The organism is Mesorhizobium sp. LNJC391B00 (genome assembly GCF_000502535.1).
Lineage (GTDB): Bacteria > Pseudomonadota > Alphaproteobacteria > Rhizobiales > Rhizobiaceae > Mesorhizobium.
This window is the reverse complement of the sequence record NZ_AYWI01000005.1, coordinates 90,668-110,473: the sequence shown is the minus strand read 5'-3', so window position 1 is coordinate 110,473 and position 19,806 is coordinate 90,668. Positions and strand designations below refer to the sequence as shown.

The following is a 19,806-nucleotide window of genomic DNA, read 5'->3' as shown; positions in this document are numbered from 1 at the left end:
CAGACGACCGCTCGCGGATAGACGAAAATCCGGCTAAGACGCCGCGCATGTCCTCCGGAGCCTCGTCATGCGCGTAACCACCGAGTTTTGGGTGTCGGCCCTGCTGCGCCGTGTCTTCGGCGCCGGCGGCTTTGCGGCCGTCGTCAAGCGTGGCGCGACCGAGGCCGGCGCTGTCTTCGTGCTCTCCCGCGGCAGGCTGGGCGACGTCTCCCTGTTCGGCCCGGCGCCGCAGACGAGCTACGATTCGGACAAACCGGATGATCGCTTTTTCACGCTGCTCGGCGCCGGCGACGATGCCGCCGCGCTTGACGCCAGGCTTGAGCGGGAGAAAAAATTCGATCCCGACATCTGGGTGGTCGAGATCGAGGCCGGAACGGTTTCCGTCGAGGAGCTTCTCTCCGTCAAGACGCCTTGAGGCTGGCCCCTAAGCTGGCTTTGTCGACGTCCGGCGCTTGGTCGCCATTCGCGGCGACAGGGGTGTTGCCGCGCACCGCTCGCGACAATGTTTCGGCCTTCCAGCCGCGCACCTTGTCGAGCGCCGCCTCGTGATGCAGCAGCCGGTAGCGGTCGAGGAAGATGCGGATCGCCTGCGGGTGCGGAAACTCCCGGGGGTACACCGCGACCACGATCAGGAATGCCCTGTCCTCAGTGAGGTCGAGCGCCCGCAGCGCGGCGAGCAGCGAGACATAGCTCGAATGCTTGGTCAGCGACCGCGCCGTCGAGAAGTCGATATCGAGCGCGTCGGCAAGCGCGGTCTGGAAGAAGGCGGCGTTGCCGGTCAGCGCCGTCTCGCGCAGCTTGCTGTAAGTTGCTGAGCCGGCGAAGGGATTGACCGATGTCGCCTCGCCCTCGGCGAGCATCATCGAGCGCAGGCGGCGCCTGGCGGTTTCGGCGGCGCTGCCGGGCAGATTTGGTGCGCTGGGAGCGGCGGCAGCGGCTTCGGCGTCGGCGCCCGCCACGTCGGCGATCGGCTCGGGCTGCCGCACGCGCACCAGGGTCGGCTTTTCCAGCGCCTTGATCAACTGCGCGATGGCCGGGTTCAAATCCTTGCGGCGGGCAATGGCGCGCGCATGCGGCAGGCCGTGGCGGCCGATCAACGCGATCAGGTCGATGTCGCCCAGCGCCCGCGAACGGACCAGCAAGGGCGCGCAGACATCGACCGGCTCCTCGCAAAGCCGCCGCACCAGGGCGGCCGGCGCATATTCGCATTCGGACAGGGCGGCGGCGACATAGCGGCGCGATTCGACCGGCACGCTGTCGAACAGCGGCAGCGTCAGATCCTCGAGCTGGGCGATCTCGCGGCGCGATGGGCGAGTCAGCGAGCAGAACGCCGACACGGCGGCGCGAAACAGCCTTTCGGCTTTTCCCGATTCCGTCCGTATGGCGATTTGCCTGAAATCCGAAGCTGACACGGAAGATACGCCCGATACTCGACACAACCCGGACCATGCTCAACCGCAACTGTGTCGGTTTCGCGCAAGGCCTGGAACAAAGATCAAATTAGCCGCGATCCGTTAGCGCTCCGTTAACCCTCTGCCGGCCTTAATCACATTTGGAGGCGTTGCGTTGTGCTCCGGGGCAACCGAGAGGAATACGCGAACCATGGGCATGGTACTGTCTTTCGTGCCGCGATCGGCACCAGTCAATCGAGCAGTTCAGGACACCGGTACGCCGGCGGCGGTGATCATTTTCCCCGGCGTCCGCTACGAGCATCCGCCATTGGCGGGCCAGGCGCGACCGGCGGACCAGCCGGGCACACCACGGACGCCTGTTCCGCACCACTGAATTTGCTGGTCGTCGGGCTGAGGTCAGTAGTCCTGCAGTTCGCAGGAGCTCTGGTCCAGGAACTGCGACACAACCGGCTTCCAGCTGTCGTCAGGCACGAAGGCGCGGATGACGAAGATGCCTTCCTCGATCGGCGCCTCGACGAAGATCGCCCCTTGCAGGTCTTCGGGAAGCTCCCTGCGCACGTCGATCATCTGTGCCGGCGTCAGCACCACGGTGTCCAGCTTGTTGCCGGTCGCCGTGCGGTCGTTGAATGAATAGAAATTGTGGCCGTTGCGGTCATAGACCGACACCGACCAGAACGGCACGCTGCCCGGCGCCTTGATCCGCACCATGCCTTCGGCAAGGTCGAAGCGGCAGGCGGCGGCGTAAAACAGCGGATCTACCGACTTCACCACCGGCCCGCCGCCCGCCTCGGCGTCCAGCCTGGTCATCTTGTAGAGGTCGGACGCCATCGCCAGCCGTGACCAGGCGTCGCGCTCGGTAAATTCCGGCACCAGCAAAAGCACCACGATGTGGACGATGCCGGCGCCGACCAGGCCGAGCAGGATGGCGTGCAGCAACCTACGCATTGCAGCCAGCCTTGACGATCCGGGGCAGCGACACGTCGGAAAGGCCGGTGCTTGAGGCAATCGGCGTGTCGTAGAAGGTGAGCACGAAATACATCCGGCCAAAACCTTCGATCAGAAGCCAATTGCCGGGGGCCGGACGGTTGCCGACGGCAATGATCACCGAATTGTCGGGCTGACGCAGCACCTGGTAGGATTGCAGCGCCGCCAACCTTGGCTTGCCGGTGTCGACCACGCCGAGCGATTGATCCGCGGCATAGAGCGTCCAGAACCGGGCGGTGGGGAAACTGCCCTCGATCCTGTAGTCGCATTGCCGCTGAAGCTCATCGCCGGCCGCATCGCGCTCGGCGATGAAGGACAAGCCCTCGGCCTTGCCGAGCGCCAGCACGCCTTCACGCGCCACGCGCGCCTTGGAATAGGGGTCGGCATCTTGCGTGCCGATCTCGGGAAAGGCGGTCCATTCGCCGATGCTGATCGCGCCGACGCCGCTCTGCGCCTGCAGCGCATACCAGACGCTGCCGCCGCCGAGGCCGATGGCTATGGCAAGCGAAAGCAGCGTGAAAAAGGCGGTCTTGAGCATGAAGAACCGGGACGAGTGAATTATCGTTCGGGGATATAGCGGGGCAGGCCGCAGAGCAAGCAGCGCTGTGGAATCAAAGCGCCGACAGGGTCTCCGGTGTCTGCGGCGAGCCGAGCACGGGCGCGGCCTGGAACACCTTGGTCATCTCGCGCAGCGTCTGTGTCGTGCGGCTGGACAGCACCGCCGGGCGCTCGGCCGCGGCATCCGCTGCTGCCTGATCGGCATTTTTCTTCTCCGCTTCCTCGGCCTTGGCCGCGATCTCTTCGTCGACGAAGGGTTTGTCTAGGCCGGGGATCGGCTTCAGGTCGATATTCTGGTGCGCATAGACCATCAGCCGCTGCCACACCATCGCCGGCAGCGTGCCGCCGGTCATGTTGCGGGTCGGGGTGAAGTCGTCATTGCCGAGCCAGACGGCAGCCGTGTAATTGCCGGTGAAGCCGACGAACCAGGCGTCGCGGTAGGATTGCGTCGTCCCCGTCTTGCCAGCGACGACGATGTTGGGCAGCTGCGCGCGCCGCGCGGTGCCGATCGCCGGCACCGCAGCCAGCATGGTGTTCATGTATTTCAAAGCCTGTTCCGACAGAACCCGATGCGGCGCCGGCGCATCCTTGGCAAAGTCGTAGACGACATCGCCGGTGCGGGTGACGAGCTGGGTGATGCCGTGCCGCGAGCCGGCGAAGCCGTTCTGCGCGAACACGCTGTAGCCCGTCGCCTGGTCCATGACCGTCATGCCCGATGTGCCGAGCACCATGGTCTTGTGCGACTCCAGCGGCGATTCCACACCGAATGATTCGGCCATCGCCTTGATCGGGCCGATGCCGAGATAGTCCTTGGCCAGCCGTACCGGCACGGTGTTGATCGATTTGGCGATCGCCGTGATCAGCGTCACATTGCCGGCCGAGCCGCCATTGTAATTGTGCGGTGACCAGCCGCCCCAGCTGATCGGCCCGCCTGAGACGACGGAGTCCGGGGTGAACCCGTGCTCCATGGCGGTGGCGTAGACGTAAGGTTTGAACGAGGAGCCGGTCTGGCGCAGCGCCTTGGTGGCGCGGTTGAACTGGCTTGCGCCATAGTCGCGGCCGCCGACAATGGCGCGCACCGCGCCATTGGTCTCGATCACTACAACGGCGCCCTCGGTGACGTTGTATTCCTTGCCGAACTGGCGGAGATGGAATTCGACGGATTCCTCCGCCGCTTTCTGGATGTTGGCGTCGAAAGTGGTGTGTGCGACCAGCGAATGCTGGCCGGGCTTGGCGATCTTCTTGACCTCATCGAAGGCCCAGTCGAGGTAATAGTCCGGGCTCTTCTGCTCGCCGCGGTCGACGATCTCGGCTGGATGCAGCCTTGCCTGCAGCACCTGGCCTTCGGTCATGAAACCGGAATCGACGAGGTTCGACAGCACCACATTGGCGCGAGCACGGGCGGCGGGCAGGTTGATGTGCGGGGCGTATTTGGTCGGCGCCTTGAACAGGCCGGCCAGCATCGCCGCCTCGGCGAGGTTCAGATCCTTGACGCTCTTGCCGAAATAGAAATCCGCCGCCGCCTCGATGCCGAACGTGCCGCCGCCCATATAGGCGCGGTCGAGATAGAGCTGCAGGATCTCCTTCTTCGACAGATTGGCCTCCAGCCACAGCGACAGGAAGGCTTCCTTGATCTTGCGCTGGAAGGTACGCTCATTCGACAGGAACAGGTTCTTGGCCAGCTGCTGGGTGATGCTGGAGCCGCCCTGGACGACGGAATTAGCCCGCACATTCTCGAAGATGGCGCGCGACAGGCCGAGCACGTCGATGCCGTAGTGCTCGAAGAAGCGTCGGTCCTCGNGGTCCTCGGTCGCCAGCACCGCTTTGATGACATGGTCCGGCATCTCGTCGACAGGCACGGAATCCCGCTGGATGATGCCGCGCTGGCCAATCTCATTGCCGTAGCGGTCAAGGAAGGTGACGGCGAAATCGCCCTGACTGCGCCAGTCGCCGGTGGTGATCTGGAAGGCCGGCATCGCGAGTGCGAGCAGCACGACGACGCCGCCGGCGCCCATCGTAAAACCTTCGCTCAGCACCTCGATGATGCCGCGTCGCCAGCCGGTGACTCGGAAGCGCCGCGAAAAAATGGTCGCCGATTCCCAGAACTGGCCGGCCTTGAAGCCGATTTCGTAGAGCGAGGAATCGATCCAGGCGTCCACCGCCAGCAGTGCGGCGGCGATCGGACCTCTTCGTCTTGGACGTCGTTCTAAAGGACTGGCCATTCCCGAAACTCACCCAACCCACCTGAGAACCGCAAGCGGGCAATTTCAGGGCGGGCATACCCGGCGAAGACTATTCTTCCATTTCAGCCCGGCTCACAAGGGCAGCCAGGCCACACCGCACGGTTTGTTGAGCGCCGCCCGGATCGTGACGCTGGAGGTCGACGCCGTCGATGCCGACGCCAGTGGCTTCGAGCAGTCTGGCACAAGGGCCGGCGCGTCGGCTTCGTCGCCTCGCCGGCTATGGCTACACAATAGGCAAAAGCGTCGCGCTGACGTTGCTGGGCGACGAATTCGCCGGGGAGGGGACCGCGCTTTGGGTGCACATTGTCGGCGTCGAGCGGCCGGCGCGAATTATTCCGGCCTCGCCATACGACCCCGAGGGCAGGCGATGCGGCAATGAGGAGTTTTGGCCATGGTCGATGACATCATAAGGGAGACCAGGCGCGAGCGCCGGCGCGGGCACACCGGTGAGGCCGGCAGCGGGCCAAGCCGCCACCCGAACTATCGCTCGCTCAAGAACCCGTTCCTGCCGCAGCCGGTGTTTTCGGACGACCAGGTCGCGGCCATCCACGACACGGCGTTGCGCGTGCTGGAAGAGCTCGGCATCAAGGTGCTGCTGCCGGAGGCACGGGCGATCTACGCCAAAGCCGGTGCGCTGGTCGACGAGGACAGCCAGATGGTGCGCATCGGCCGCGATATTGTCACTGCGGCACTGGCCTCGGCGCCGAAATCCATCCGGGCGCTGGCGGGCAACCGTAGCCGCGATCTCATGCTGGAGCTCGGCTCGATGACGTTCCTGGCCGGAGCCGGGGCGCCCAACGTCACCGATCTCGAACGCGGACGGCGTCCGGGCACGCTCGCCGCTTTCGAAGAACTGACCAAGCTTGTTCAGAATTTCGACGTGCTGCATATGCTCGGCCCCTGGATCGAGCCGCAGGATGTCGACAACCATTTGCGCCACTATGCCGTCAACCGTGCGCAGCTGACCCTGTCGGACAAGTTCCCCTTCGTCTTCGCCCGCGGCACGCCGCAGGTCGAGGATGGGTTCGAGATGATCAGGCTGGCGCGCGGGCTCTCGCAGGACGAGTTCCTGGCCGGCGTCCATTGCTACACCGTGATCAACACCAATTCGCCGCGCCAGCTCGATATCCCGATGGCGCAAGGCATCATCGACTTCGCCAGGGCCGGCCAGGTGTCCATCATCACGCCCTTCTGCCTGGCCGGCGCCATGGCGCCGATCACCGTCGCCGGCGCATTGACGCTGCAGCATGCCGAGGCGCTGGCCGGCCTCGCGCTGGCGCAGATGGTGCGGCCGGGCGCACCGGTGGTTTACGGATCCTTCTCCTCCAATGTGGACATGAAGTCCGGCGCACCGGCCTTCGGCACGCCCGAGCACGTCAAGGCGACGCTGGGCGCCGGTCAGCTGGCCCGCTTCACCGGCCTGCCTTGGCGGTCCGGCGGCGGCAGTGCGGCCAACATTTCCGATGTGCAGGCGGCGCACGAGACGCAGTTCGCGCTGTGGGGCTCGGTGCTTGCCGGCGCCACCGTCTGCATCCATGCCGCGGGCTGGCTGGAGGGTGGCCTCAGCGTCTCCTACGAGAAGCTGATCACCGATATCGAGGCATTGCAGACGGTTGCCGAACCCCCGGCGACAAGGATTCGATCGGCTTCGAGGCGATCGCCGAAGTCCAGCCGGGCGGGCATTTCTTCTCCGCCGGCCACACCATGACGCGCTACCGCACCGCCTTCTACGAGCCGCTGGTCGCCGACTGGTCGAATTTCGGCAGCTGGACGCAGTCCGGTTCGAGGTCGGCCACCGAGCGCGCCACCGGCATCTGGAAGCGGACGCTGGCCGACTTCCAGCCGCCGGCGTCGGCCGTTGCCACATCCGATGTGCTCGACGAGTTCATTGCCCGCCGCACCGAAGAGGGCGGAGCGTTGCCGATGTCGTGAGGTTGGCAGCCGTCACATCGGCCGCTTGTCGCCGGTCTTCGACGGCTCGCGGCGAATCGGCCCGGCATCGGCCTGCCTGTGCTTGTCGGCGGCAATCCGGCGGATGCGATCGAAGCGGCTCTCCTCCGCCGGCTTGGTCGCGGATACAGCGTTTGGCTTCGGGGCAAATGTGATCATCTGTCGATCTCCCTGTCGTTGCTGACTGGTCTTGACTGACTGACGGAAATTCCTGGCTCGCCGGGGAAATGTCCCCGGCAGCCTGTTCTGATTTATGCCCGCCCAGATTCCCAGGCGGGCAATTTTCGAGCGATGGTCAGTAGCCGCCCATGCCGCCACCGCCGCCCGCAGGCGCCGCATCCTTGGCCGGAACGTCGGTGATCATCGCTTCGGCGGTGATCAGAAGCGCTGCAATCGAGCCGGCATCCTGCAAAGCGGTGCGCACCACTTTCGCCGGGTCGACGATGCCGGCCTTGATCATGTCGACATAGACCTCGTTCTGGGCATCAAAGCCCTGATTCTGGTCCTTGCTGTCGGACAGCCTGCCGACGACGATCGAGCCTTCGACGCCGGAATTCTCGGCGATCTGGCGGATCGGCGCTTCCAGCGCCCTGAGCACGATCGAAATGCCGGCGGTCACATCGTCATTGGCGCCGGTCAGGCCGGCCAGAGCCGATCTTGCGCGCAGAAGCGCCACGCCACCGCCGGGCACGATGCCTTCTTCCACCGCCGCGCGCGTCGCATTCAGCGCGTCGTCGATGCGGTCCTTCTTTTCCTTCACTTCAGACTCGGTGACGCCGCCGACGCGGATCACGGCGACGCCGCCGGCGAGCTTGGCCAGCCGCTCCTGCAGCTTCTCCTTGTCATAGTCGGACGTGGTTTCCTCGATCTGGCCCTTGATCTGCGCGATGCGCGCCTGGATGGTCGCCTTGGTGCCGGCGCCGTCGATGATCGTGGTGGTGTCCTTCTCGATCAGTACGCGCTTGGCGCGGCCAAGCATCTCGATGGTGACGTTTTCGAGCTTGATGCCGAGATCCTCGGAAATCATCTGGCCCGATGTCAGCACGGCGATGTCTTCCAGCATCGCCTTGCGGCGATCGCCGAAGCCCGGCGCCTTGACGGCCGCGACCTTGAGGCCGCCGCGCAGCTTGTTGACGACCAGCGTCGCCAGTGCTTCGCCTTCGACGTCTTCCGAGATGATCAGCAGCGGCCTGCCGCTCTGCACCACCGCCTCGAGGATCGGCAGCATCGCCTGCAGATTGCCGAGCTTCTTCTCGTGGATGAGCACGTAAGGCTCTTCCAGTTCGACGCGCATCTTGTCGGCATTGGTGACGAAATAGGGGCTGAGATAGCCGCGGTCGAACTGCATGCCTTCGACGACGTCGAGTTCGGTGTCGGCGGTCTTGGCCTCCTCGACGGTGATGACGCCGTCATTGCCGACCTTGTCCATCGCCTTGGCGATCATGGCGCCGACGCTGGCATCGCCATTGGCGGCGATGGTGCCGACCTGCGCGATCTCGGCCGACGACTTGACCTTCTTGGCCTTCGCCTTGATGTCCTTGACCACGGCGGCGACAGCCTGGTCGATGCCACGCTTGAGGTCCATCGGGTTCATGCCGGCGGCAACCAGCTTGGCGCCTTCGCGCAGGATCGATGCGGCCAGCACCGTGGCGGTGGTGGTGCCGTCACCGGCGAGGTCGTTGGTCTTCGAAGCCACTTCGCGCACCATCTGCGCGCCCATGTTCTCGAACTTGTCGGCAAGCTCGATTTCCTTGGCCACCGTCACACCGTCCTTGGTGATGCGCGGCGCGCCATAGGCCTTGTCGATGATGACGTTGCGGCCCTTGGGGCCGAGCGTGACCTTCACCGCATTGGTGAGGATCTCGACGCCGCGCAGCATGCGGTCGCGCGCGTCGGTGGCGAATTTGATTTCCTTGGCAGACATTTTTTTCAATCCCGTTGGTGTGGTGAAGCAAGCGGCTCGCCGGAGCCTGGCAAAGCCAGGCCGGTCAGGCGGCCTTCTTGGCTTTGACGCTCTTCTCGGTGACGACCGTCCCGATCTTGCCGATAGCGGCCGTCTCGCTCTTGTCGATGACGCCCATAATGTCGGCTTCCTTCATGATCAGCAGGTCCTCGCCGTCGATCTTGACCTCGGTGCCCGACCATTTGCCGAACAGGATGAAGTCGCCGGCCTTGACGTCGAGCGGAACAAGCGCGCCGTTTTCGTCGCGTGCGCCCGGCCCAACGGCGATGACTTCGCCTTCCTGCGGCTTTTCCTTGGCATTGTCGGGAATGATGATGCCGCCCTTGGATTTGACATCGCCTTCGGCGCGCCGGATGACGACGCGGTCGTGGAGTGGCCGAAACTTCATGAGAACTTCTTTCTGGGGCCGGCATAGGCGACCGCGCCGTTCTTATAGGCGTATTGGCACTCGATAGATAGGAGTGCCAAAAATTATTCGTGGCCAAAATTAAATATTAAAAAGTATTATGATGTCTGCCGGATTCGAAACGTCGCGAGGCGCCTAGATATTTCGAAAAATTGAATTTCGAGGCCAAAGCGACTATTTATATCGTAAGTTCGATTTCACCATTTCAGGCACGAGGAGATTTAGGCGATGGCCGAAGGCAATCAGAGCATCATGGAAAAAGCTGAAGCCCGCTTCATGGACAAGCAGAAGAAGACGGCCGAGCGCAACAAGGCAACCTCCGACTACATGTCCGAAGCGAGGGCCAGGGAGATCAAGACGGCAAGGCTCAGGGAATTGCGCCTGGCCAAGGAAGAGGCCGACCGCGTCGCGGAAGCCTTGAACCCGACACCGAAGAAGAAGCGGGCGACAGTCAAGAAAGCCGCCGCCGCGCCGAAGGGGGGCACGTCATGAGCCTGACATTCCCCAATCCAAGCCGCTTCTATGACGAGGCCGGCAAGCGCGTCCGCTTTGTCGGCCATGACGGCATGTTCCAGATTTCCTTCTCGGTCGCCGCCGATGCCCTCTCGAAGGCGCCATCAGGGACGGCGACCGCGGAAGCCACCTATCTGGCGGCCTTCGACACCGCGTCCAGCTCCATCCATGACATTGCCAGCAAGGCCTACGCTCGCACCCGCAAGAGCATATATGTGCTCACAGCCGCGGATTTCGGCTAGCGCGCGTTCGTCTTGCAATCAGAGCGGCTGAGATCAGCGTGCGTCAGGACTTGCGGTCGGCTTTTGCCCGCCGCTTGACGTCCCGGCTGTTCAGGCGGTCGGCCATCGCTTCCGCATCGCGCAAATTCATGGCCACCATCACCTGTTGCTTAAGATCGACAGGCTGGCCGGTGAAGATGTCGAAGATAGTCCAGCTCTCGGGCTCGTCCATGCGCAACGCGTAGCGGTTTGCCATATCGGCATCAGGCCTTTGACATGAAAAATGCCGCCGCCAGGATCAGGATTGTCCAGGCCACCACCGACAGCTTCAAGGCCAGGCCGCCATGCATTGAAAGTATCTCGCGCATGCGCAGGGCCACGGTGCTCTTCGACAGGGCGGGTGTTGCCGCAATCGCGACCGGGGGCTTGACGCCGAGCTTTCCAAAAGCCGGCAGCAGCGGTGGCGTTCGCATGAAATGACCTCGAATTGCCGGAGAAAACAGGGCTCCTCATAACACCCTTCTTGAAACTCCCCGCATGCCAAATAGAACCCGGTCCGTGAAAGGGCCATGCCGCCCGATTCGCCGCCTTCCATCAGGCGGATCGTCATCTGGCGAAATCCGTGCAACGCGGTTAGGTTGCGCGCGAAACTGAGGTTGTTCAAAGCGTGACAGGCGAACGGAGACGACGATGACGGCGCCCGGCGATTTGCTGCAAGCCTTGTTCATGAGATTGAAGAGCGATGCCTCGCTGACGGCGCTGCTCGGCGGCGCCGGGTTGCGCGAGCAGGCGGCCGACAGTGCCGCCTTCCCTTATGTGACCTATGGCAGGACCAGCGCATTCGATCTGGACACCGGCGCCGACAATGATGACGACCAGCTCATCACGCTGCATGTCTGGTCGAAGGCGCAAGGCGAGGCCGAGACGCGTCTGATCATGGACAGCATCCGGGCGCGCCTTGACGGCGCCGCTTTCGCCACCGGCTCGCGCGACCAGACCCGCCTGTCCCTGGAGTTCGCCGAGGCCCGCTACGACGAGGACCTGGCGCTCTACCACGGGGTGCTGCGGATACGCGCTCTCACCGAGCAAAGTGATTGAAGCAACCTAGATTTGCGCCTGGATCTCGGCCTTGTCGATGACTGACCACACCTCGCGGATGCGACCCTCTCCGAATTCGTAGAAAACATTCTCAGCGAACGACACGCGCTTGCCGTTCACCGGCAGGCCGAACAGCACGCCCTTGGGATGACAGTCGAAATGCAGGCGCGCCGCCACGCGCGGCGGCTGGCAGACCAGCAGTTCGATGTTGAAGCGGAGGTCGGGAATCGCCTCGAAATCGCCTTCGAGCATACGGCGATAACCCGACAGGCCGAGCATTTCGCCATTGTGCTGCACCTCGTCGCCGACAAAGTCTCCAAGTTTCGCCCAGTCCTGGGCATTCAGGCAAGCGATATAGCCCCGGCAAAGGTCGGCAAGGTCTTTATCCGTCATGGCGCACTCCGATGATTTGGCGTTTCCCGCGCTATTTAGGGCGGCCCTTCAGAATGGTCTCGCCTTGACCTGTTCCCAATCTGGCTGCGAATTGAGAACCTGCGCGCAAACACCATAGCCGCGCAGCCGGTTTTCCGGTTATGAATCCATTGCCCGGTCTGAGGGACTGGGCGGTAGGATCGCATTCATTCGTTGCGCGCGCAGGGGGTATTGCGGGGATGGATTTTCACCCGTTCACCGTTCATTTCACGTTCAGCACAGTTGCGTTACAACGCCGACCATGAAAACGCTTCGCTCTCATGTCAGAACCGCGATACTGGCGCTCACAGCGGCCGGCCTGTTGGCGTCGCAAGCGACGCCGGCAGCCGCGGCGGATTGCTACGCGATCGGCCAGCAGGTTGCCGAGCAGAATGGCGGCACGCTGGCCAAGGCTTCGCAGACGACGCGTGGCGGCCAGGAGGTCTGCGTCATCGTCGTGCTTGTGCCGGGCAAGGACGGCCAGCGTCCGCGCCGCTCCGAGATCGTCGTCCCGGCGAACTGATCCAATCTTCCCCCTTGCAGGGTCGTTTCCCAGACCACCGGAATCGGCCTATAGCTGACCCATCAACAGGCCTGACCGATCATGCGCGTACTCGTCGTCGAAGATGACAAGGATCTCAACCGGCAACTGGCCGACGCGCTGGTCGATGCCGGCTATGTCGTCGACCGCTCCTATGACGGCGAGGAGGGGCATTTCCTCGGCGACACCGAGCCCTACGATGCCGTCGTGCTCGACATAGGCCTGCCGCAGATGGACGGCATCAGCGTCGTCGAGCGCTGGCGCCGCAACGGCCGCAAGATGCCGGTGCTGATCCTGACAGCGCGCGACCGCTGGAGCGACAAGGTGTCGGGCATCGATGCCGGCGCCGACGACTATGTCACCAAGCCGTTCCACATCGAGGAGGTGCTGGCCAGGGTGAGGGCGCTGATCCGCCGCGCCGCCGGCCATGCCTCGTCCGAGCTCACTTGCGGGCCGCTGCGCCTCGACACCAAGGCCTCCAAGGCCGATGTCAACGGCGTGCCGCTGAAGCTGACCTCGCATGAGTTCCGCCTGCTGGCCTATCTGATGCACCATATGGGCGAGGTGGTGTCGCGCACCGAGCTGGTCGAGCATCTTTACGACCAGGATTTCGACCGCGATTCCAACACCATCGAGGTCTTTGTCGGCCGGCTGCGCAAGAAGATGGGCATCGACATGATCGAAACCGTGCGCGGCATGGGCTATCGCATGCGTGAGCCGGAGGCGTAAGGCGGAACCGCTCCCCATACCAGCAAGGAAGCCTTTTTCGGCGCGGCTCTGGCCGCGCTCGCTGGCCTTCCGCGTCATCGGCTTTTCCACGATCTGGGCGATCCTCACCCTGATCGTCATCTTCACTCTGATCACCACGCTCTACCGCCAGGCCAGCGAGCGCGGCTTCGACAGCCTGCTGTCGGCGCATCTGTTCAATCTGATCGGCTCGGTCGGCGTTTCCGAATCCGGCCAGCTCACCGGTGCTCCCGACCTTGGCGACCTGCGCTTCTCGGAGCCGAATTCGGGCTGGTACTGGTCGGTGGAGCCGGCTTCCGAAGGTGTGCACGGCAACCTTCATTCGTCCTCGATGACCACGACGATCCCGTCGCCGACCGTCGCCGAGGTGCCGTTCAATTCGAGCTTCCAGCGCAGCTACTCCACCGACGGTATCGGCGACGAGCAGCTCGAAGTGTTCGAGAGCGAATTCGTGCTCGATGCCAAGAACCGCGCCGCGCGCTTCCGCGTGATGGGCAACAAGACCGAGCTCGAACAGGAGATCGCCACCTTCCAGGGCCGATTGCTGACCTATCTCAGCCTGTTCGGCGTCGGCATGATCGCCATCAATGCGATTGCTATCCTGCTCGGCCTCCAGCCCTTGCGCCGGGTTCGCAACGCGCTTGCCCAGGTGCGCGAAGGCACGGCGCAGCGGCTCGATGGCCGGTTTCCCGCCGAGATCGAGCCGCTCGCCAACGAGACCAATGCGCTGATCGAAAACAACAAGCGCATCGTCGAGCGCTCGCGTACGCAGGTCGGCAACCTTGCCCATTCGCTGAAGACGCCGCTCGCCGTGCTGATCAATGAGGGCCGGGCTCTCGGCGGCGCCAAGGGCCAGCTCATCGCCGACCAGGCGGCGTCGATGCAGAAACAGGTCGACCACTACCTGCAGCGGGCACGGGTCGCGGCGCAGCGCGACAGCGTCGTCTACCGCACGCCGGTGACGCCGCTGGTGCAGCGCATGGTGCGCGTGCTGCAAAAACTCAAGCCTGATGTCAGCCTGTCGCTTGTGTTGCCGGCGGCCGACATCGTCTTCGCCGGCGAGCGCGAGGATCTGGAGGAACTGCTCGGCAACCTTCTCGACAATGCGATGAAATGGGCGAAGAGCACTGTTGCCGTATCCGTCACGCCGGCCGCAGCCGGCCTGTTCGAGCTATCGATCGAGGATGACGGTCCCGGCATCCCCGAGGACAAGGCCCGCGATGTCTTGAAACGCGGCCGGCGCCTCGACGAGACAAAGCCGGGAACCGGGCTCGGACTTGCCATCGTTGCCGACCTCGTCAACGAGTATGGCGGGGCGCTGGCGCTGGAACGCTCCACGATGGGCGGGCTGAAGGCGGTTGTGCGCTTGCGGAGCTTGCAATGATGTACTGCCCAGGGCCAATCGACACGGCCGAATGCCTGTGTTATGGCGGCCCCTCGATTGCGCAAAAGCCGTTAAGAACGGCCAAATTTCCGACAAATATCAATAGTATGACGTCCTGACGCCCCCGATGACGCGGCCCCCAGCGCATCCCGTTCAAGAAAACCGGTTGTTGGCATGAAGATTCGCGTTGCGCTCGTTTCCGCACTGCTCGCTCTTTCCGGCTGCGGAACGCTGGGCAAGGGCAGTGGCCCGGATATCTCCATCACCAACCCGCCCGCGTCGCCTCCTTCAGGGGCCAAAGTCGCGACGACGATCATCTCGGCCATGGCCGGCGGGCTCGTCGGCGGATCGATCGGCAGCGGCCTGAACAGCACCGAGAAGCGCAAGGCGCTCGAGGCGGAATACAAGGCGCTCGAATATACGGCGAGCGGCCAGAAGGTGACGTGGAAGAGCGACAGTTCGGCTCATTCCGGCGAAGTCGTCGCGGCCCAGCCCTACCGCGTCGGCTCGCAGGATTGCCGCCAGTACACCCATACGGTGTTTACCGGCACGGCCGGCCAGACCGCGCGGGGCACCGCATGCCGCAACGCCGACGGCAGCTGGACGCCGCTGACCTGAACATTGGGCCGGGGCCGGAATCCCGTCAAAGCGTCGCAGCACCCTCATGTTGTGAGAGCAGGGCTCTCGCTCTATTGGAAGAACCATGCTGTTCTGGGTCATAGCCGCACTCCTCACGCTGGGCGCAAGCCTGGCGGTGCTGCTGCCGCTGACCAGCGGCGGCAAGGGCGCTCCGACCAGCAGCGACCATGATCTCGAAGTCTATCGCGACCAATTGGCCGAGCTCGAGCGTGACGCCGCGCGCGGCCTGATTCAGCCGGCCGAAGCCGAGGAGGCGCGCACTGAGATCGCCCGCCGCATCCTTCGCCTGGGAGATGTTGGTCAAGCCAATGTCGGTCAAGCCGATGCACCTGGCGCGCGGCAGCCGTCGAGGGCGGCCAGGTTGATGGCAACATCAGCGGTGCTGGTGGTCCCGCTGCTCAGCTGGGGCCTGTACAGCCAGCTCGGCTCGCCGGATCTGCCGTCGCAGCCGCTCGCCGAACGGCTGGCCAAGAATCCGGCCGATAGTTCGGTCGACGAGTTGGTGGCGCGCGCCGAGGCCCATCTTGCCGCCAACCCTGGCGATGGACGCGGCTGGGACGTGCTCGCCCCGATCTATCTGCGCCTGCAGCGCTTTCCCGATGCCGTGACCGCCTATCGCAATGCCATCCGCCTCGATGGCGACACGGCCGCCCGCGAGGCCGGCCTCGGCGAAGCGATTGCCAATGCGGCCGGCGGCATCGTTTCGGCCGATGCGCAATCCGCTTTCGAACAGGCGCTAAAACTCGACCCGGCAAACGCGAAAGCCTCGTTCTATTTGGCGATGGCGCTGGCCCAGGAAGGCCGCATACCCGAGGCAACCGCGGCGTGGCAGAAAATGCTCGATTCCCTGCCGCAGGATTCACCATGGCGCGGAGCTGTCCAACAGGCGTTAGCCGAGGCTGCCAACCGCAGCGTCGCCTCAGCAGAGCCGGCGAAAGGCCCCGATGCCGCGGCCGTCGACGCCGCCTCGTCGATGGCGCCGCAGGACAGGCAGGCCATGATCGAAACCATGGTCGCCGGCCTCGACGAAAAATTGCGGCAAAAACCGCGCGACACGGAAGGATGGATGCGGCTCATTCGTTCCTATGTTGTGCTGGGCAAGGCCGACCAGGCGCGCGACGCGCTGCATCGCGGTATCGCCGTGTTTGGCGCCGACAGTGAGGAAGCGAAGAAATTCACCGCCTTTGCCGCCTCGCTCGGCCTGACGGCGACGGAGTAGGACATGACGCGCAAGCAGAAGCGATTGTCGGTGATTGTCGGAGGTCTTGCCTTCCTCGGCGCCGCCACCGGGCTGACCTTCTATGCGTTGGGCCAGAAGGCCTCCTATTTCTATATGCCCGCCGATCTGACCACCGCCAGCTTGCAGCCGGGACAGCGCATCAGGCTCGGCGGCCTCGTCGAAAAGGGCACAGTCGTGCGCGGGCAGGGCGCGACGGTTGCGTTCTCGGTCACCGACGCGCACAAATCGGTCAAGGTCAGCTATACCGGCATCCTGCCCGATCTGTTCCGCGAGGAGCAGGGCGTCATCACCGAAGGCAGCTTTGGCGCCGACGGCGTTTTCGTCGCCGACAGCGTGCTGGCCAAGCATGACGAGCGCTACATGCCCAAGGAAGTCGCTGACGGGCTGAAGGCCAAGGGCGTGTGGCAAGAGAGCAAGAGCCAGTAATGGTTGAGACCGGACACTTCGCGCTCGTCCTCGCCTTTGTGCTGTCGCTGGTGCAGACGCTGGTGCCGCTGATCGGCGCCCGTACCGGCAACCAGAGGCTGATGGCTGTCGGCGGTCCCGTCACGGTCACAGGCTTCGCGCTCACGGCGCTATCGTTCGCAGCACTCGCCGGCGCCTATGCAAGTTCCGATTTCTCGGTGGCGAGCGTGTGGGAAAACTCGCATTCGCTGCAGCCGCTGATCTACAAGATCACCGGAACCTGGGGCAATCACGAAGGCTCGATGCTGCTCTGGGTGCTGATCCTGACCTTCTTCGGTGCGCTGGTCGCTGTCTTCGGCTCCAACCTTCCGGCGACGCTGCGCGCCAATGTGCTGGCCGTGCAGGGGGCTATCGGCGCCACCTTCTTCCTGTTCATCCTGGCGACATCCAATCCGTTCACCCGGCTCAATCCGGCGCCGATCGAGGGCCGCGATCTCAACCCGGTCCTGCAGGATCTTGGCCTCGCCATCCATCCGCCGCTGCTCTATCTCGGCTATGTCGGGTTCTCTATCTGCTTTTCCTTCTCGGTCGCCGCCCTCATCGAAGGCCGCATCGATGCCTCCTGGGCGCGCTGGGTGCGGCCGTGGACGCTGGTCGCCTGGATGTTCCTCACCGGCGGCATCGCGATGGGCTCCTACTGGGCCTATTACGAGCTCGGCTGGGGCGGCTTCTGGTTCTGGGATCCGGTCGAAAACGCCTCCTTTATGCCGTGGCTGGCCGGCACGGCTCTTCTGCATTCGGCGATCGTCATGGAGAAGCGTTCGGCGCTCAAGATCTGGACGCTGCTGCTTGCCATCCTCACCTTCTCGCTGTCGCTGCTCGGCACCTTCCTGGTGCGCTCCGGCGTGCTGACCTCGGTGCATGCTTTCGCCACCGATCCGACCCGCGGCATCTTCATCCTGTGCATTTTGACGCTGTTCATCGGCGGCTCGCTGGCCCTGTTTGCGCTGCGCGCCTCGCGGCTGACGGCCGGCGGCCTGTTCCACCCGATCTCGCGCGAAGGCGCGCTTGTCCTCAACAATCTGTTCCTGACCACGGCCACCGCCACCGTGCTGGTCGGCACGCTCTATCCGCTCGCGGTCGAGGCGCTTTCGGCCGGCAAGATCTCGGTCGGCGCCCCCTTCTTCAACCTGACATTCGGCCCGCTGATGGTGCCGCTGCTGGTCGTGGTTCCGTTCGGGCCGCTGCTAGCCTGGAAGCGCGGCGACCTCTATGCCGTCGCTCAGCGCCTGATGGCGGCTTTCGGCGCCGCTCTCCTGGCGATGCTGGTCACGGGGCTGTTTATCGACGGCGCGTCGGTGTTCGCCGCCCTTGGTGTCGGCCTCGCCTGCTGGCTGGTCTGCGGCGCGCTCACCGACCTCGCCGTCAAGTCCGGCTTTGGCAATGTGTCGCCCGCCATCATGCTGCGCCGTTTCGCCGGCCTGCCGCGTTCGGTGTTCGGCACTGCACTTGCCCATCTCGGCCTCGGGCTGACGACGCTCGGCATTGTCGGCACGCTGTGCTTCGGCACCGAAAGGATACTGCCGATGCATGCCGGCGAGAGCGTCGAACTCTCCGGCCACACGCTGCGTTTCGACGGCCTCTTCCCGGCGCAGGGTCCGAATTACAGCGAGCAGCGCGGCCGCTTTTCCGTGATCGGCGCCGGTGGCGGCGTTTCAGCCGAGATCACCTCGGCCAAGCGCTTCTTTCCGGTGCGGCAGACGACGACGACCGAATCCGGCATCGAGACGATCGGCTTCAGCCAACTCTATCTGTCGCTGGGCGATGAGGGCACCGATGGGTCGGTCGTGGTGCGCCTGTGGTGGAAGCCGCTGGTGACGCTGATCTGGGGCGGAGCTCTGGTGATGATGGCGGGAGCCGCAATGTCGCTGCTCGACCGGCGCCTGCGGGTTGGCGCACCCTCGCGCCGCCGCAAGCAGGCAGCCTCCATGCCGTCGGCAGGCGCGCCGTGAGCACCAGGTTCTCGTTGGCCTCGCTCACCCTGCTTCTGGCGCTGCTGTTTGCCGGCGCGGCGCAAGCGGTGAAACCGGACGAGGTTCTCACCGATCCGGCGCTCGAGGCGAGGGCGCGGCTACTGTCGGAAGGCCTGCGCTGCATGGTCTGCCAGAACCAGTCCATCGACGAATCCGATGCAGACCTCGCCCGCGACCTGCGCATCCTGGTGCGCCAGCGCCTGGTTGCCGGCGATACCGACCAGCAGGTGATGGACTATATCGTGTCGCGCTACGGCGAGTTCGTGCTGTTGAAGCCGCGCTTCAGCCCGCGCAACGCCTTGCTTTGGGGCACGCCGGTGCTTCTGCTTCTAGTCGGCGGCATTTTCATTGTGCTGACCACACGCTCCCGCCGCTCGTTGGCAACCAAGGCGCTGAGCGCCGAGGAACAGGCGGCGCTGGACAAGATGCTGAGCGACTAGCTCGGCCATTCCTCCAAAGGCCAGTCCCGCGACGTGTGGATGGCGCGCAGGATAACAATGCTCTGACGGCCGGCGATCAGGCGCAATTCATAGGCAATGATGTAGGGCAGGCGGCCGATGGGCTTCTCATAAGTGCCTGTTACCCGGCCAGGTCGGCCCGTCGCCATATCACCAAGGCCCCGGCCCATTTCACGGATACGGTCCGCGAGGCGTCGGGCGGCGGCAGGATTGTCCTGAGCGATAAAGGCAACTTGCTGCGTGAGATCGTCCAGCGCCTCTCGCGACCAGGTGACGAACCGCTTCACGCCTTGCCTGCGCGCCTGGCTTTCGCTGCTTCGATCACCGCGTCGACCTCCGCCATGGCGTCGTCGTGGGGCACGACGCGGCCAGCCTCTGCGTCGGCCATGCCACGTTTTATGCCTTCGATGATATCCAGCTCGCGATCGACATAGGCTGAGACCGCCTCGGCGGCGAGGAACGATTTACTACGCCTGGTATCGGTAGCGATCTGCTCCAGCTTCAGCTTGGTCTCGGACGAGACTCGAATGGTCATGGTGGTGCTTGCTGTCATTGTGAAAGCCTTGTGCTGAGTTGTGTACACCATAGCGCAGCAGGCGA

The 19,806-nt window shown here is 64.2% G+C and carries 25 protein-coding genes and 1 pseudogene; 14 read left to right on the top strand and 12 right to left on the bottom strand.

All coding sequences use genetic code 11. The features are described 5' to 3' along the window. Positions 1 to 67: 67 nt before the first annotated feature. Positions 68 to 415 carry a DUF1491 family protein gene (locus tag X750_RS150765; protein ID WP_023698568.1) on the top strand — a complete coding sequence of 116 codons (348 nt, stop codon included), beginning with the start codon at positions 68 to 70 and terminating at the stop codon, positions 413 to 415. Here X750_RS150765 and X750_RS150770 read toward each other — a convergent pair. The 4 genes from X750_RS150770 to X750_RS150785 all read right to left on the bottom strand — a co-directional run bounded on the left by X750_RS150770 (position 402) and on the right by X750_RS150785 (position 5,176). Continuing rightward, complete coding sequence (locus tag X750_RS150770; protein WP_023747495.1) at positions 402 to 1,412, bottom strand: DUF2336 domain-containing protein; 1,011 nt, start codon at positions 1,410 to 1,412, stop codon at positions 402 to 404. The two genes, X750_RS150765 and X750_RS150770, sit on opposite strands and share 14 nt — an antisense overlap. Before the next feature lie 396 nt (positions 1,413 to 1,808). Continuing rightward, entirely contained in the window at positions 1,809 to 2,357 is a 549-nt protein-coding gene (locus tag X750_RS150775; protein WP_023747494.1) for a DUF1254 domain-containing protein, read from the bottom strand. After that, complete coding sequence (locus X750_RS150780; RefSeq protein WP_023747493.1) at positions 2,350 to 2,934, bottom strand: DUF1214 domain-containing protein; 585 nt, start codon at positions 2,932 to 2,934, stop codon at positions 2,350 to 2,352. Before X750_RS150780 ends, X750_RS150775 begins: the two co-directional genes overlap by 8 nt. 73 nt (positions 2,935 to 3,007) lie before the next feature. After that, entirely contained in the window at positions 3,008 to 5,176 is a 2,169-nt protein-coding gene (locus tag X750_RS150785; RefSeq protein ID WP_023747492.1) for a penicillin-binding protein 1A, read from the bottom strand. Between the two features lie 170 nt (positions 5,177 to 5,346). Between X750_RS150785 and X750_RS1000000166870 the strand changes: the two genes are divergently transcribed. Then, positions 5,347 to 5,607, top strand: a complete 261-nt coding sequence (locus tag X750_RS1000000166870) for a glycine cleavage T C-terminal barrel domain-containing protein (RefSeq protein WP_023709286.1) — start codon at positions 5,347 to 5,349, stop codon at positions 5,605 to 5,607. Next, a pseudogene (locus X750_RS01000000162900) lies at positions 5,589 to 7,129 on the top strand (trimethylamine methyltransferase family protein). Before X750_RS1000000166870 ends, X750_RS01000000162900 begins: the two are co-directional and overlap by 19 nt. Positions 7,130 to 7,141: 12 nt before the next feature. Here X750_RS01000000162900 and X750_RS1000000166390 read toward each other — a convergent pair. From X750_RS1000000166390 to X750_RS150795, 3 genes are all read right to left on the bottom strand, one after another. Next, entirely contained in the window at positions 7,142 to 7,306 is a 165-nt protein-coding gene (locus X750_RS1000000166390; protein WP_023705441.1) for a hypothetical protein, read from the bottom strand. A 136-nt stretch (positions 7,307 to 7,442) separates the two neighbouring features. Then, positions 7,443 to 9,071 (bottom strand): chaperonin GroEL, encoded by a 1,629-nt coding sequence (gene groL / locus X750_RS150790; RefSeq protein ID WP_023705440.1) that lies wholly within the window; start codon positions 9,069 to 9,071, stop codon positions 7,443 to 7,445. Positions 9,072 to 9,135: 64 nt separating this feature from the next. Continuing rightward, positions 9,136 to 9,498, bottom strand: coding sequence for a co-chaperone GroES (locus tag X750_RS150795; RefSeq protein ID WP_023705439.1), 363 nt, complete (start codon positions 9,496 to 9,498; stop codon positions 9,136 to 9,138). A gap of 246 nt (positions 9,499 to 9,744) precedes the next feature. Here X750_RS150795 and X750_RS150800 point away from each other — a divergent pair, with 246 nt between their 5' ends. After that, the gene (locus X750_RS150800; RefSeq protein WP_023670169.1) at positions 9,745 to 10,008 is read left to right on the top strand and encodes a hypothetical protein; all 264 of its coding nucleotides are present in this window, start codon (positions 9,745 to 9,747) and stop codon (positions 10,006 to 10,008) included. Further along, positions 10,005 to 10,271: a DUF1488 domain-containing protein gene (locus tag X750_RS150805; RefSeq protein ID WP_023705437.1), complete on the top strand. Its 267-nt coding sequence runs from the start codon at positions 10,005 to 10,007 to the stop codon at positions 10,269 to 10,271. Before X750_RS150800 ends, X750_RS150805 begins: the two co-directional genes overlap by 4 nt. A gap of 43 nt (positions 10,272 to 10,314) precedes the next feature. Here X750_RS150805 and X750_RS150810 read toward each other — a convergent pair whose 3' ends face one another. Together X750_RS150810 and X750_RS150815 are read right to left on the bottom strand one after the other, a co-directional pair. Beyond that, entirely contained in the window at positions 10,315 to 10,482 is a 168-nt protein-coding gene (locus tag X750_RS150810; RefSeq protein WP_348524274.1) for a hypothetical protein, read from the bottom strand. Positions 10,483 to 10,513: 31 nt separating this feature from the next. Continuing rightward, the gene (locus X750_RS150815; protein WP_023705435.1) at positions 10,514 to 10,723 is read right to left on the bottom strand and encodes a hypothetical protein; all 210 of its coding nucleotides are present in this window, start codon (positions 10,721 to 10,723) and stop codon (positions 10,514 to 10,516) included. 217 nt (positions 10,724 to 10,940) lie between these two features. Here X750_RS150815 and X750_RS150820 point away from each other — a divergent pair, with 217 nt between their 5' ends. After that, positions 10,941 to 11,348, top strand: a complete 408-nt coding sequence (locus tag X750_RS150820) for a DUF3168 domain-containing protein (protein ID WP_023670173.1) — start codon at positions 10,941 to 10,943, stop codon at positions 11,346 to 11,348. A 6-nt stretch (positions 11,349 to 11,354) separates the two neighbouring features. Here the strand turns inward: X750_RS150820 and X750_RS150825 are convergent, their stop codons facing one another. Beyond that, a complete protein-coding gene (locus tag X750_RS150825; protein WP_023747491.1) occupies positions 11,355 to 11,741 on the bottom strand; it encodes an ester cyclase in 387 nt (128 codons plus the stop codon). A 280-nt stretch (positions 11,742 to 12,021) separates the two neighbouring features. Here X750_RS150825 and X750_RS150830 point away from each other — a divergent pair, with 280 nt between their 5' ends. The 8 genes from X750_RS150830 (at position 12,022) to X750_RS150865 (ending at position 19,188) form a co-directional block, all read left to right on the top strand. Then, entirely contained in the window at positions 12,022 to 12,282 is a 261-nt protein-coding gene (locus X750_RS150830) for a hypothetical protein (protein WP_023670174.1), read from the top strand. A gap of 81 nt (positions 12,283 to 12,363) precedes the next feature. Beyond that, the gene (locus tag X750_RS150835; RefSeq protein ID WP_023670175.1) at positions 12,364 to 13,029 is read left to right on the top strand and encodes a response regulator transcription factor; all 666 of its coding nucleotides are present in this window, start codon (positions 12,364 to 12,366) and stop codon (positions 13,027 to 13,029) included. Further along, on the top strand, positions 13,013 to 14,431 hold the full coding sequence (locus X750_RS150840; protein ID WP_023747490.1) for an ATP-binding protein: 1,419 nt from the start codon (positions 13,013 to 13,015) through the stop codon (positions 14,429 to 14,431). The genes X750_RS150835 and X750_RS150840 overlap by 17 nt, the downstream gene beginning before the upstream one ends. Before the next feature lie 174 nt (positions 14,432 to 14,605). Further along, on the top strand, positions 14,606 to 15,049 hold the full coding sequence (locus X750_RS150845) for a hypothetical protein (RefSeq protein ID WP_023687241.1): 444 nt from the start codon (positions 14,606 to 14,608) through the stop codon (positions 15,047 to 15,049). Between the two features lie 85 nt (positions 15,050 to 15,134). Further along, a complete protein-coding gene (ccmI, locus tag X750_RS150850) occupies positions 15,135 to 16,289 on the top strand; it encodes a c-type cytochrome biogenesis protein CcmI (protein WP_023747489.1) in 1,155 nt (384 codons plus the stop codon). 3 nt (positions 16,290 to 16,292) lie between these two features. Continuing rightward, positions 16,293 to 16,736, top strand: coding sequence for a cytochrome c maturation protein CcmE (gene ccmE / locus X750_RS150855; RefSeq protein WP_023705431.1), 444 nt, complete (start codon positions 16,293 to 16,295; stop codon positions 16,734 to 16,736). After that, positions 16,736 to 18,727 carry a heme lyase CcmF/NrfE family subunit gene (locus X750_RS150860; RefSeq protein WP_023705430.1) on the top strand — a complete coding sequence of 664 codons (1,992 nt, stop codon included), beginning with the start codon at positions 16,736 to 16,738 and terminating at the stop codon, positions 18,725 to 18,727. The genes ccmE and X750_RS150860 overlap by 1 nt, the downstream gene beginning before the upstream one ends. Then, positions 18,724 to 19,188: a cytochrome c-type biogenesis protein gene (locus X750_RS150865; protein ID WP_023670181.1), complete on the top strand. Its 465-nt coding sequence runs from the start codon at positions 18,724 to 18,726 to the stop codon at positions 19,186 to 19,188. The genes X750_RS150860 and X750_RS150865 overlap by 4 nt, the downstream gene beginning before the upstream one ends. On the opposite strand, the gene X750_RS150870 is transcribed toward X750_RS150865, so the two are convergent. Then, positions 19,185 to 19,493: a type II toxin-antitoxin system RelE/ParE family toxin gene (locus X750_RS150870; protein ID WP_023670182.1), complete on the bottom strand. Its 309-nt coding sequence runs from the start codon at positions 19,491 to 19,493 to the stop codon at positions 19,185 to 19,187. The genes X750_RS150865 and X750_RS150870 overlap by 4 nt on opposite strands. Next, on the bottom strand, positions 19,490 to 19,759 hold the full coding sequence (locus X750_RS150875; RefSeq protein ID WP_023670183.1) for a CopG family ribbon-helix-helix protein: 270 nt from the start codon (positions 19,757 to 19,759) through the stop codon (positions 19,490 to 19,492). Before X750_RS150875 ends, X750_RS150870 begins: the two co-directional genes overlap by 4 nt. Between the last annotated feature and the right edge of the window lie 47 nt (positions 19,760 to 19,806).

Coding starts and splice junctions, on each gene's coding strand:
- X750_RS150765 (WP_023698568.1), top strand. CDS start 68: ATGCGCGTAACCACCGAGTTTTGGGTGTCGGCCCTGCTGCGCCGTGTC.
- X750_RS150775 (WP_023747494.1), bottom strand. CDS start 2,357: ATGCGTAGGTTGCTGCACGCCATCCTGCTCGGCCTGGTCGGCGCCGGC.
- X750_RS150780 (WP_023747493.1), bottom strand. CDS start 2,934: ATGCTCAAGACCGCCTTTTTCACGCTGCTTTCGCTTGCCATAGCCATC.
- X750_RS1000000166870 (WP_023709286.1), top strand. CDS start 5,347: ATGCCGACGCCAGTGGCTTCGAGCAGTCTGGCACAAGGGCCGGCGCGT.
- X750_RS1000000166390 (WP_023705441.1), bottom strand. CDS start 7,306: ATGATCACATTTGCCCCGAAGCCAAACGCTGTATCCGCGACCAAGCCG.
- groL (WP_023705440.1), bottom strand. CDS start 9,071: ATGTCTGCCAAGGAAATCAAATTCGCCACCGACGCGCGCGACCGCATG.
- X750_RS150795 (WP_023705439.1), bottom strand. CDS start 9,498: ATGAAGTTTCGGCCACTCCACGACCGCGTCGTCATCCGGCGCGCCGAA.
- X750_RS150800 (WP_023670169.1), top strand. CDS start 9,745: ATGGCCGAAGGCAATCAGAGCATCATGGAAAAAGCTGAAGCCCGCTTC.
- X750_RS150805 (WP_023705437.1), top strand. CDS start 10,005: ATGAGCCTGACATTCCCCAATCCAAGCCGCTTCTATGACGAGGCCGGC.
- X750_RS150810 (WP_348524274.1), bottom strand. CDS start 10,482: ATGGACGAGCCCGAGAGCTGGACTATCTTCGACATCTTCACCGGCCAG.
- X750_RS150815 (WP_023705435.1), bottom strand. CDS start 10,723: ATGCGAACGCCACCGCTGCTGCCGGCTTTTGGAAAGCTCGGCGTCAAG.
- X750_RS150820 (WP_023670173.1), top strand. CDS start 10,941: ATGACGGCGCCCGGCGATTTGCTGCAAGCCTTGTTCATGAGATTGAAG.
- X750_RS150825 (WP_023747491.1), bottom strand. CDS start 11,741: ATGACGGATAAAGACCTTGCCGACCTTTGCCGGGGCTATATCGCTTGC.
- X750_RS150830 (WP_023670174.1), top strand. CDS start 12,022: ATGAAAACGCTTCGCTCTCATGTCAGAACCGCGATACTGGCGCTCACA.
- X750_RS150835 (WP_023670175.1), top strand. CDS start 12,364: ATGCGCGTACTCGTCGTCGAAGATGACAAGGATCTCAACCGGCAACTG.
- X750_RS150845 (WP_023687241.1), top strand. CDS start 14,606: ATGAAGATTCGCGTTGCGCTCGTTTCCGCACTGCTCGCTCTTTCCGGC.
- ccmI (WP_023747489.1), top strand. CDS start 15,135: ATGCTGTTCTGGGTCATAGCCGCACTCCTCACGCTGGGCGCAAGCCTG.
- ccmE (WP_023705431.1), top strand. CDS start 16,293: ATGACGCGCAAGCAGAAGCGATTGTCGGTGATTGTCGGAGGTCTTGCC.
- X750_RS150860 (WP_023705430.1), top strand. CDS start 16,736: ATGGTTGAGACCGGACACTTCGCGCTCGTCCTCGCCTTTGTGCTGTCG.
- X750_RS150875 (WP_023670183.1), bottom strand. CDS start 19,759: ATGACAGCAAGCACCACCATGACCATTCGAGTCTCGTCCGAGACCAAG.